The sequence below is a fragment of the Arthrobacter sp. 10T413_2 genome, from assembly GCF_056394205.1.
Map to the genome: position 1 here is coordinate 1 of NZ_JBFTHK010000139.1, position 11,717 is coordinate 11,717.

General features: G+C 65.8%; 9 protein-coding genes. 5 read left to right on the forward strand and 4 right to left on the reverse strand.

The window, feature by feature from the left end; translation table 11 throughout:
* On the forward strand, positions 1-1,611 hold a 1,611-nt coding region (locus AC1DBQ_RS17595), incomplete at its 5' end, for a (Fe-S)-binding protein (protein ID WP_476929740.1).
* 144 nt (positions 1,612-1,755) lie between these two features.
* The gene (locus AC1DBQ_RS17600; RefSeq protein WP_476929741.1) at positions 1,756-3,333 is read left to right on the forward strand and encodes a M1 family metallopeptidase; all 1,578 of its coding nucleotides are present in this window, start codon (positions 1,756-1,758) and stop codon (positions 3,331-3,333) included.
* On the opposite strand, the gene AC1DBQ_RS17605 is transcribed toward AC1DBQ_RS17600, so the two are convergent.
* Positions 3,305-5,218 (reverse strand): plasmid pRiA4b ORF-3 family protein, encoded by a 1,914-nt coding sequence (locus AC1DBQ_RS17605; RefSeq protein WP_476929742.1) that lies wholly within the window; start codon positions 5,216-5,218, stop codon positions 3,305-3,307. The genes AC1DBQ_RS17600 and AC1DBQ_RS17605 overlap by 29 nt on opposite strands.
* 86 nt (positions 5,219-5,304) lie before the next feature.
* A complete protein-coding gene (locus AC1DBQ_RS17610) occupies positions 5,305-6,330 on the reverse strand; it encodes a LacI family DNA-binding transcriptional regulator (RefSeq protein WP_476929743.1) in 1,026 nt (341 codons plus the stop codon).
* Between the two features lie 385 nt (positions 6,331-6,715).
* Between AC1DBQ_RS17610 and AC1DBQ_RS17615 the strand changes: the two genes are divergently transcribed.
* The 3 genes from AC1DBQ_RS17615 to AC1DBQ_RS17625 are packed head-to-tail and all read left to right on the forward strand — an operon-like array spanning position 6,716 to position 9,744.
* Entirely contained in the window at positions 6,716-7,918 is a 1,203-nt protein-coding gene (locus AC1DBQ_RS17615) for a phytanoyl-CoA dioxygenase family protein (protein WP_476929744.1), read from the forward strand.
* Positions 7,919-7,924: 6 nt separating this feature from the next.
* Positions 7,925-8,965 carry an inositol 2-dehydrogenase gene (iolG, locus tag AC1DBQ_RS17620; protein WP_476929745.1) on the forward strand — a complete coding sequence of 347 codons (1,041 nt, stop codon included), beginning with the start codon at positions 7,925-7,927 and terminating at the stop codon, positions 8,963-8,965.
* The gene (locus AC1DBQ_RS17625; protein WP_476929746.1) at positions 8,962-9,744 is read left to right on the forward strand and encodes an SDR family oxidoreductase; all 783 of its coding nucleotides are present in this window, start codon (positions 8,962-8,964) and stop codon (positions 9,742-9,744) included. Before iolG ends, AC1DBQ_RS17625 begins: the two co-directional genes overlap by 4 nt.
* A 13-nt stretch (positions 9,745-9,757) precedes the next feature.
* Here AC1DBQ_RS17625 and AC1DBQ_RS17630 read toward each other — a convergent pair whose 3' ends face one another.
* Positions 9,758-10,777, reverse strand: coding sequence for an LLM class flavin-dependent oxidoreductase (locus tag AC1DBQ_RS17630; RefSeq protein ID WP_476929747.1), 1,020 nt, complete (start codon positions 10,775-10,777; stop codon positions 9,758-9,760).
* A 114-nt stretch (positions 10,778-10,891) separates the two neighbouring features.
* On the reverse strand, positions 10,892-11,717 hold an 826-nt coding region (locus tag AC1DBQ_RS17635), incomplete at its 5' end, for a family 16 glycosylhydrolase (RefSeq protein ID WP_476929748.1).

Sequence of the window (11,717 nt, forward strand, 5' to 3'; positions counted from 1 at the left end):
GGCTGCGTCCACGTCAGGATCGACTTCCCGCTGGACGACGATGCCGGTGTGATGCGCCGCTTCCTGACGGCGGCGGCGGACCTCGTCGCCAAGTACGGCGGCTCGCTCTCGGGCGAACACGGCGACGGCCGGGCGCGCGGCGAACTGCTGAAGACTATGTATTCGCCCCGGGCCCTGGCCGCGATGGCCGGGTTCAAAGCGCTCTTCGATCTCCAGGACATCTTCAACCCCGGCGTCATCATCAATCCGGACCCGTTCGACGCGCACCTGCGCCGCCCGCACGCCGCCAGCCTGCTGGCATCGGACGGTTTTGCGTTTGCGCACGACGGCGCCAACATCACCAACGCCGTGCACCGCTGCGTTGGCGTCGGCAAATGCCGGGCCGATCTCCGCGAGGAGGGCGGGTTCATGTGTCCGTCCTACCTCGCCACTAAGGATGAAAAGGACACGACCAGGGGCCGGGCCCGCGTCCTGCAGGAAATGCTCAACGGCGGCGTAGTGGACATGTCCTGGAAGTCCCCGGAAGTCCATGAGGCCCTCGATCTGTGCCTGAGCTGCAAGGCGTGCGCCAGCGACTGCCCCACCGGCATCGACATGGCCATGTACAAGTCGGAGGCCCTGCACCAGAGCTACAAAGGCCGGCTGCGTCCGCTCAGCCATTACACGCTCGGCCGGTTGCCCACTTGGCTGGGACTGATCGGACCGCTCGGCCCCCTGGTCAACAAAGTTGCCTCCGTCGGGATCCTCCGCCGGACCATGCTGCGGCTCGCCGGGGCGGATCCCCGCCGGTCCCTGCCGACATTCCCGAAAGCGCCTTTCCATGCCTTGGCAGGGGCCCAAGCCGGAGCGTTGAACACCTCACGGGTCCCGGCGGCGGCGGGCGGCCCGACAGGGCACACGGCGGCCTCCGCCCCCAGGGTCCTGCTCTGGGTTGATTCGTTCTCGGACGCGCTGAGCCCCGATGTTCCCCTTGCCGCGATCAAGGTTCTGCAGGCCGCGGGATGTGACATCGAAATTGCCGGCCCCGGAGCGTGCTGCGGATTGACGCTGATCTCAACAGGACAGCTGACCGCGGCCAAGGCGGCCCTCCGGAAGACCCTGGACGTCCTGCACCCGCATGTAGCGGCCGGCCGGACCGTGATCGGACTCGAACCGTCCTGTACGGCAGTGCTCCGCGCGGACCTGCTCGAGCTGCTGCCCGACGACGAACGCGCCCGGCAGGTCTCCACCCGGACCCGGACCGTCGCGGAATTCCTCACATCCATCAACTGGGAGCCACCTGCGGGCGGCGAACGGATTCTTGCCCAACCCCACTGCCATCACAACGCCGTCATGGGGTACGGGAAGGATCTGGAGCTGCTGACGTCCATGGGCTGCGACGTGGATGTCTCCAACGGATGTTGCGGCCTCGCCGGCAATTTCGGCATGGAAAAAGGCCACTATGACGTCTCGGTGACCATTGCCGAACAGGGAATTCTGGGCAAGATCGCGGCTACCCCGGACCGGGACATCCTGGCGGACGGGTTCTCCTGCCGGACCCAAGTGGCCGATCTCGCCGGCCGCGGCTCCCGGCACATCGTCCAGATCATTGCGGAGGCGCTGGAGAACTGACCTAGCGGGTGTCCGGCAACGTGGTGAAACACGCCGGAAGGAAATGGGGCCAAAGGTTTTCCTAGGTTGCTGTGAGGATCATGGTCGACATTCGACAATCAATTGGGGGCGGTAGTCGTGGATTCTCACACAAGCAACGGACGATTGCGCCGTATTGCGGTCGCCGTCGTGCTGGCGGCAGCCGGCGTCGGCGCGCTCAGCGGGACTGCGCAGGCCGCCCCGGGCCCTGACGGACCCCGCTATTCGGCCGGCGGAACCGGAAGCGGCGACGAGTACTTTCCGTACTCAGGCAACGGCGGGTACGACGTCGTCCACTATGACCTCGCGCTCCGCTACGCGCCGCCGACGAACGCCACGGCCCTCGCAGGCCGCATCAACGGCGTCGCGACGGTCACGCTCCGCGCGACGCAGGACCTGGAGTCACTCAACTTCGACCTGCGCGGCCTCGACGTCACGTCGGTCCGGGTGGACGGCAAGGCCGCGACGCACGGGAAGTCGCAGGGCAACGACCGTGCCGAGTGGTCACAGAAGCAGGACGACGCGAACCGCATCTGGGAACTCACCGTCGGGCTGCGGCCGAAGCTGAAGGCCGGACAGACCACGACAATCGTCATCGACTACGGCGGAACCACCGGGCGGCCGCTCGACACCACCGGGGCACTCTATGGGTGGGTTACCACGGCTGACGGCGCGATGGTGGTCAACGAGCCCGACGGTGCTGCGACTTGGTACCCCGTGAACGACGACCCTGAAGACAAAGCGACCTACACGTTCCGCATCACGGTGCCTGCCGGCAAGACGGCGGTGGCGAACGGGTTGCCCGTCGGCCGTCCGGAGACCACGGCCGGATGGACGACCTGGACCTGGAATGCCTCGGACCCGATGTCCAGCTACCTGTCGACGGCGGACATAGGTGACTTCGCCTTGTCCCACGACGTGGGTCCGCACGGGCTGCCGATCATCAACGCCATCGACGCGGGCGTGACGGGTGCGGCACTGGCGGAGACGAAGGCGTCACTCGCGCTGCAGCCCCAGATGATCACCTTCCTTGAGGGCCAGTTCGGTCGGTACCCGTTCGAGTCGTTCGGCGCGATTGTCGACGACGACACGGTCGACTATGCGCTGGAGACGCAGACGCGGCCGGTCTACTCGGAGGTCGCGGACGAATACACGGTGGTACACGAACTGGGGCACCAGTGGTTCGGCGACGCGGTGAGTCCGTCTGACTGGAAGGACATCTGGCTGAACGAAGGCTGGGCGACCTACGTCGAATGGCTGTGGGCCGAGCACCAAGGTACGGCCACGATGCCTGAACACTTCGCGGACGCGGTGAGGTACCTTGACGCAGACAACCGCTGGGCGCTGAACATAGCCGACCCCGGCCGCGACAACTTGTTCGCGGGTCAGGTTTACGTCCGTGGAGCGGCTGCAATCTACTCGTTGCGCGCGAAGATCGGTGACAAGGCGTTCCTCGAAGGCGCCCGGTTGTGGTTGACCCGGTACAACAACGCGACCGCGAGCACAGGGGATTTCGAAGCCGTGATGGAAAAAACCTCCGGCCAGCAGCTCGACGCGTTCTTCGACGACTGGCTGCGCGACACCGACCGCCCGGCGATGCCGCAACTCCACGCACAGCTCTCGGCAGCGAAAACAAGCGCGACTCCGGGAACGTCAGGGCACGCGGTATCCCACGTCAGAAGAGGTCTGCCAGGTCCTCGTTGAGGTCGTCGATATCGAAGGCTTTGGGGTCCAGGATCTCGCCCGGCACCATTCCCAGCCACTCCCGGTACTCCCTATTCTCTTCGTGGCTTGGATCGTTCACGGCCTGGACAATGTTCGCCCATCCCCGCGTGCCGCCGCTGTCCTCCGCCGGCGCGGCACCGCGCCCCGCGGTGCACCGCGGGAGCTGCCCGCCGTCGTCGTCGGACGTCAGAACTTTCTCCAGCTTGATGCTGTGCACCCAGTTATCGCCGAAGTCATACGTGTAGGTCATGGTGCTGCCCACGGCCGGGAGCAGTTCGCCGACCGTGACCGACGATTCGTCGCGGGAAGCGTCACCGTAGACTTCACCCTCGTCGTTCAACGGCGCGTAGGCGGGGCCACGGAAGCCCCCGGTCCGGAACTCATGCAGATGGTAGTCGAACCAGCCGAACAGGGATTGGATCACCTGGTGCAGCTGCGGGAGCGGCATGCCCGCTGGAACCAGAACCCTCCGCCAGATAGGCGGCCTCGAATCGTTGAGCATGATTTTCAGCTGCAAAACCGGGGCGCCGGCCTGCGGTGCCGCCGTCGCTGCCGTCGGAGGCACCGCAGTCTCCGGAACTGCCGTCTCCGGACCTCCCCAGCGCAAGAACTGGTCATCATCCGGATCGTCCGGGTCTTCCTCAAGGCCCAGTTCTGCCAGCAGCCGCTCGTCGTCGAAAACGTCCGCCACGCAGCCAATGAGCGCCGCCGGCACCCGGAAATGGGTGTCGATAGTGAGCAGCCCCAGCTCGGAGAGCACTTCCAGGCGCCCCACGGCCATGCTGGTAAAAAGCTCGGTCATTGACTTTTCCGCCGCTGGCGCGTGGTGCGGGGCGGCGAGCACGCGCTCCAGCGACGGCGGATCCGCCGTCGTGGCCGCGATCAGAATCGACGCCTGGATTCCGGCGAGGATCCTTTCCCAAGGCTGTTCGGGGTCGAACCCGAGCACAGCCTCGCGCAGGAAGCACAGCGCGAAAAGGGAGAACTCGTCCAGCCGTTCCGAGTCGCTGCCCGTCAGGAAAGCGGCCGAGTCCGGAAACGGCACGGCCTTTGTCGACTTGATCTGAATCAGTTCGGCGGCTTCGAGGGCGTTCCACATCTGCGCTAGAAGCGGCACCTCATACATGCTCCGGACCCTGGGCACGGGCTCCGACGATACGGCAGTGCCCGGCAGCGGTGCACTCGCCTGCTTGGCCCCGCCCTTGACGGCGACGCTGACGCAGGCAGCCGCCGCTTCGATATCGCGCAGACGGAGCGCTCCGGTGGCCGTGACGGGCCGCCCATCGCCGATCCACCGCAGCAGTGCCGTCGCCCGTCGAATCAGCGGGAGCTCAGACAAAGCCTTCAGGGCCTCTTCTTCGGGGACGTACGGCACATCGATGACACCGGGTTCGTCGTCATCATCCGCGATGAGGTCCAGGAAATCCACGACGCCTGCCAGCTGCTCTGCGGAGCCGCTCCACCGGCCCGTCTCGGCAAGGAAATCAACATAGACGTGGAACGCGCCAACGATGAAACCGGCGTTCTCAAGGTCCGTCATCCCGTCGGCAGGAGCGTCGCTCAGGGCAACGACTTCGTCGGAGATCGCGGCCGCAAGGGGAACCGGCTCGAATCCGGTCACCTCCGCCGCGGCCGTGCTGTCCATATAGCGGCCGAGGACGTTCTCGACCTGCTTCAAGCACCCCAACGCCAGGGAGGCAGCGCCCGGCGAGCCGTCGTCGAACCACTGCACGAACGCCGGCGTAAGCGCGTCCAGTGCACGGCCAACGCGGAACGTGCTCAGGGAAACGGATCCAGACGCCGGAGAACCGGCGCCGCTCTTGCCCACGGCGCCCTTGTTCCGGTTCCTGCCGTTCTTGCTCATGGTTCCCCTACCTGATGGCGAACTTGCTGTTACGACGACGGTACTAACCCTTCGGGCAGCATGCCAGTTTCCGCCGCTGAGATACGTCAGAACCCGGACGGGACGTTGAAGGGTGTGATGATGTCGATCTTTGAGGATTCGCCGGGGTCGCCGTCAGTCAAGGCGCCGTGGGCGTGCATGATGATGCGGCAGCATCTCTGGATGTCCTGCTTGAGATCATGGTGCAGCACGGCACTCATTTTCCCCGCGCGGAGCAAAGCCACGTTATCCGGGACGAGATCGTGGCCAATGAACACGTCCGGCCTTCGACCGGCGGCATCGAAGGCTTCGCTGATGCCGGCGTTGCCGCCGCCGATCGAGTAGACGGCGCGAAGGTCGCGGTATGCCGCCAGGGCATCGCCCATCAGGAGCCGGGTTGTCCGGTCCAGCCCATCGCTGCCGGGCAGATACAGGACGTGCCGTCCGGGGTCCATGGCCCGCATGGCCGCCCGGAAACCCATTTCCCGTTCCTCCTCGCCGCGAAAGAAATCGTTGCTGACCGTCACGGCAACTGTTCCGGGTGCGGTTCCCAGCCACTGGTGGATCAAGTAGGCGGCCGTAGCCCCCGCCGATCTGTTGTCCATGCCGACGTAGGCCGCACGGTGACTGGCCGGAAGGTCGGTGACCAGGGTAACCACCGGGATCCCCATCTGGGCCAGCCGGTCCACAGCGGCCGTGATTGAGGGTAGGTCCGGGGCCTTGAGGATGACGCCGTGGCTCCCCCGCTTGGCGATCGTGTCCAATTCCCCCACACATTCATTCGCGGTCCACTGCTCGTGCAGATGGAAACGGGCCCGGAACACTGCCGGCCGCATGAGTGGCAGGACAGATTCCAGTGCGTGTTTCACCGACGAGGTGAACCGCACGGGAGCGTCGGCGACGACGTCCACCATGAATCTGCGTCCGGTGAGCTCCAGCTGGATTCGCTGGGCCTCCAGGTCCTTGATCGCCTGGCGCACCTGCCCCACGGTACTCTGCCGTACACCCGGGCGGTCATGGAGGACACGGTCCACCGTCGCGTCACTGACCCCTGCCTGGCGTGCGATTTCCCTGACCGAAAACGGATGGGTCATGAGGGTCCTTCCACGGCGATTTCTGATGTCTTTCTGATGGGTTTTGGTCTGGAAATGACTTTGCCATGAGTTCAAGCTGGAAGGCAAGGTACCAAACCAATGAAAGGAGCCTCCCATGAGCGAGACCGTGTCAGTAGAAAACCCTCAGTCCTGCATCGCATGCCGCCACTGTGAACGAACGAGTGCCGTATCTTTTGTGGCCATCAGCAGGCAACCGCAGCCGGCAGTAGCCGAGGACACATCCGGGCAATGCAGGGGCGCCGAATGATGGTTTTTTGATGGATTCAGACATTGTGGCGACCGCACCCGCCGGGGGAAGCTGGAAAGCACCTGCACGAACAACAACCCAAGAACGATGTTCAAGATGTTTCAAGGAGGAAACGCCATGACCACCACCGCGAACACCCACACCGTGGGCGCGAACAGCCCTCAGTGGTTTGCTGAAAGCAACTGCAAACTCGACGACTTCATCGCCCTTGTCAGCCAGGAAACCCGGCTCGAGGACTACGCGTATGCTGACGCCGTCGAACGTAACGTCCTGATCTACGGAAACCGCCTCCGCAACTACGTGGACACTCCGGAAGAACGGGCCGATGTCCAGGCCGAACTCATCCGCGCCCTAAGCACCGGCCCCGGCATTGTGGTCTTCAAGGGCGCCTTCGGCGACACCGCCGTCGTCGACCGCGCCACCGCATCCTTCAATACGATCATCGCCGACCAGAAGGCCTCGGGCGCCGCGGCCGGAGACCACTTCGCCAAGCCTGGCGCCAACGACCGCGTCTGGGGGGCACTGGACAAGTTCGCCGTCCGGGAACCCGAAGTGTTCGCCGATTACTACTCCAACGACATCCTGGCCCTCATTTCCGAGGCCTGGCTGGGCCCCAACTATCAGGTCACCTCGCAGGTCAACGTTGTCAACCCCGGCGGGGCCGCCCAGACCGCCCACCGCGACTACCATCTCGGCTTCATGTCCGCGACGCAGGCCGCGCGCTACCCGGCCCACGTCCACCTGCTCTCCCCCGCACTGACCCTGCAGGGAGCGGTGGCACACTGCGACATGCCCATGGAATCAGGGCCTACTCTCTACCTTCCGCACTCCCACAAGTACGACGCCGGCTACCTCGCCTTCCACAAGCCGGAGTTCACCCGCTACTTCGAGGACAATTACGTCCAGCTGCCGTTGGAAAAGGGGGACGCGGTCTTCTTTAATCCGGCTCTGTTCCACGGCGCGGGTCACAACACGTCCTCGGACATTCGGCGCATGGCCAACCTGCTGCAGGTCTCTTCCGCATTCGGCCGTGCCATGGAGTCGGTGGACCGCGCCGCTATGTCAAAGGCCCTGTACCCGACGCTGCGGCGGCTAAAGGCCGACGGCGCCAGCGAGAGGTTCCTGCGCAATGTCATCGCCGCGTCCGCCGAGGGCTACGGCTTCCCCACCAACCTGGACCGGGACCAGCCGGTCGGCGGAATCGCGCCCGAATCGCAGGCCGAGCTGATCTGGCGCAGTCTGCAGGAAGACGCCACCGAGGAAGACATCGCCCGCGATCTCGAAGCGGCCAGCCGTCGCCGCCTCACCGACGGTCAGTAGGCGACAGTGATCTCACGGAACACACTGAACATCGCGTTGTGTGGATCTGGCCGGATCGGCCGGGTCCACGCCGCGAACATCGCCGCCCACCCCGGCGTGAACCTGGCATGGGTGGCCGATCCCGTGATCAGCAGCGCCAGCGAGGTCGCCGCTCTGTATGGCGCCCGGGCTACCGGCTCCACCGACGACGTCTTCGCCGATGCGTCCCTGGATGCCGTCGTCGTCTGTTCGCCGACGCCGACGCACATCGACCTCATCCGGGCCGCCGTCGGCCGGGGCGTTGCGGTGCTGTGCGAAAAGCCGATCGATCTGGACATTGGCCGGGTGCGGAGCTGCCTGGCGGACCTGGCCGGCAGCACCGCCGCGGTGATGATGGGGTTCAACCGGCGCTTCGATCCGGCCTTCGCCGCGGTCCGACAGCGGGTCCAGGCCGGGGAAATCGGACGGCTCGAGCAACTGACCATCACCAGCCGGGACCCTGCCCCCGCGCCTGCCGCCTACATCGCTTCCTCTGGAGGAATCTTCCGGGACATGAGCATCCATGACCTGGACATGGCCCGGTTCTTCATTCCCGACGTCGTCGAGGTCACCGCGCACGGCGCGAACGTCTTCTCCGACTACATCGCCGAGGCAGGAGACTTCGACTCCGCCGTCATCACCCTGCGCGGCCGGAACGGCGAACTAATCAGCATCACGAACTCCCGGCACAGCGCCTACGGCTACGATCAGCGGCTGGAAGCCTTCGGCAGCCAGGGCATGCTGCGCGCTGACAACATTTCACCCACCACGGTCCGCAGCTTCGGCACACTGGCCGTGGAAGGGGCCGACCCGTACGAGCCGTTCTTCCTCGAGCGCTACGCCGCGGCCTACCGCCGTGAGCTGGACGCCTTTGTCGACGCCATCCACGCCGGAATCCCCTGTTCGCCGGGGTTTGAGGATGGCATGGCCGCCCTCATCCTTGCCGACGCCGCAGCCGAGTCGGCCGCAACGGGCAAAACCATCGCTATCGAAAAGGTCATTACTGACGAAGGAGCCCTACGAAAGTGACAGGACTACTCAACGACACCATCGTGCTGGTCAGCGGAGGAACGCACGGCCTCGGCGCCGGCATCGCGCGGCAGGCCGCCGCGGAGGGCGCCGCCGGCATCGCCGTGACAGGACGGTCCGTCGACGCCGGCGAGAAGGTCGCCGCAGAGCTAACCGAGCTCGGCGTGCCCACCGTCTTCCTCCAGGCGGATCTCGCCGACACCGAGCAGGCCAGCAGCACCGTGACCAGGACGATCGAGCGCTTCGGCCGGCTCGACGCTGTCGTCAACGCCGCCGGTCTGACCACCCGCGGCAGCATGACCGACACCACGCCGGAGCTGTTCGACCAGCACATCGCGGTGAACCTGAAGGCGCCCTTCTTCATCATGTCCGAGGCCATCAAGCACCTGAAGGATCGCGACGCGGGCGGCAACATCGTCAACATCATCACGATGTCCGAGCACGCCGGCCAGCCGTACCTGGCACCCTATGTCGCGTCCAAGGCTGGCCTGGCCGGGCTGACCCGCAACGCCGCGCATGCCCACCGCTGGGACAAGATCAGGATCAACGGCGTCAACATCGGCTGGACCGCGACCGAAGGCGAAGACGCGATCCAACGCCGGTTCCACGGAGCCGGCGATGACTGGCTCGACAAGGCCAACGCGTCTGTCCCCATGGGCAAGCTCGGTCAGGTCGACGAAATCGCCGAGTTCGTGGTCTTCCTGCTCTCCTCACGGAGCGGGGTGGTCACCGGATCCGTGATCGACTGGGACCAGAACGTGATCGGCGGCTCGAACTGAGTCGGGGACGTCGTCAATCCCATCCCAGGGAGGGGCGGAGGTCCCGGGAAATCGACTCAAGCAGGCGGACGTTGAAGTCCACCCCAAGCTGGTTGGGGACGGTGACGAGCACGGTGTCCGCCGCGGCCACGGCCGCGTCCCGGGCCAGCTGGTCAATGAGGCGGCCGGGTTCGCCGATGTAGCTGCGCCCGAAGCGGGCGAGGCCGCCGTCGAGGTAGCCCACCTGGTCCCGGGCATCGGCCTGGGCGCGCAGCCCGAAGTACCGCCGCGATTCGTCATCGATCAGCGGAATGATGCTGCGCGAGACGGACACCCGGGGCGTGTGCGCATGGCCGGCTGCAGCCCACGCCTCCCGGAATCCGGCGATCTGCTCGGCCTGCAACTGGTCGAAGGGAACCCCGGTGTCCTCGGTCAGCAGGGTTGAGGACATGAGGTTCATGCCCTGCTGCGCCGCCCACCGGGCGCTGGCCCGATTTCCGGCACCCCACCAGATCCGCTCGGGCAGTGTTGGTGACAACGGCTGAACCGGGACCAGCCCGCTGTGCCCGCTGAGCTGCGGATTGGCCCGGGCCACGCCTGCGCCGACGATGGCGGCACGGAACCGCTCGGTGTGCTGGCGGGCCATGTCGGCGTCGGACTCGCCCTCGGCCGGGAGGTGACCGAAGGCCTCGTAGCCGGCTAACACCGTCTCGGGCGAACCACGGCTGACCCCCAGCTGCAGGCGGCCGCCGCTGATGAGGTCGACGGCGGCAGCCTCCTCCGCCATGTAGAGCGGGTTTTCATAACGCATGTCAATGACGCCGGTGCCAATCTCGATGCGGGAGGTGCGCGCTGCAATCGCGGCGAGCAGCGGGAACGGCGAGGCCTGCTGCTCGGCAAAGTGATGGACACGGAAGAACGCGCCGTCGACGCCGACCTCTTCCGCGGCCACGGCCAGCTCAATCGCCTGGAGAAGGGCGTCCCGGGCCGAACGCACGCGCGAACCGGGGACGTCGCCCCAGTGCCCGAAGGAGAGAAAACCGATCCGTTTCATCAGAACACACACCATCTCATGAGGTATCGGGCTTTCGGAAGTGCACCTGCCACAGCTCCACTCCCTCGGCTTGCTTTGGCGTGCAAGGGGCCTCGGGAACAGGTGCTGCTCTCGTCAGGCGTACACGCGGACCCAGTCGACCTGCATCTGGCTCGGTTTGGTGGCGGTCCCGTCCGGGAACCAATCAAGCTGGATGGTTTGGTGCATCCCGACCGTGGGCTGGTGCGCCGGGTCCGTGTCGGTGAACCATGGGACTCCGTCGATGTAGCCGGTGATCCCGGACGGTGTCCACTGGACCGCGTAGTTGTGCCACTGGGTTGTGTCGATCGTCTGGGCTGCCTGGGTCTGGAAGTTCGAGCCGCTGCACGCGTAGTGCAGGAAGAATTTGATCTTGCTCGTATCGGACGTTCCTTCGGCGTAATCAATCTCCGCGCAGTTGGGCGACGTGTTGTTGTTCGGCCAGAGAATCAGGACTGGATGGTACTTCGGATCCCGGTCGCTGGTTCGCATCCGGGCCTCCCAGCGGCCGTACTGCTGCTGGGCGAACCTGGCCGACATGCCGCCGGTGGTGCCGGCCGAGTCACCACTGACGGTGGCGGCGCTGCCGTCCACGGCCCAGGCGTTCGGGCTCCGGATCCCGTTGCCCGCATGTCCCGGGCTGTTGTACACATTCCACTTCAAGGGATTCGGCGCGCCTGTATAGGTGAACTCATCCCCGGCTACTACCGGGCCCCAACCGAAGACGACGGCGGCCTGGGTACCGTCGGGCGACTGCGGGGGGTTCACGGTGATGGTCAGCGAGGGCGTGACCGCGTCGGGGCTGACCCCGTTCGTGGCGGTGACCGTGAACGTTGCCGGGCCCGCCGTCGTCGAGGTTCCGGACAGGACCCCGGTGGTGGAGTTCAGCCCCAGCCCCGCGGGCAGGGCACCGGAGGAGACC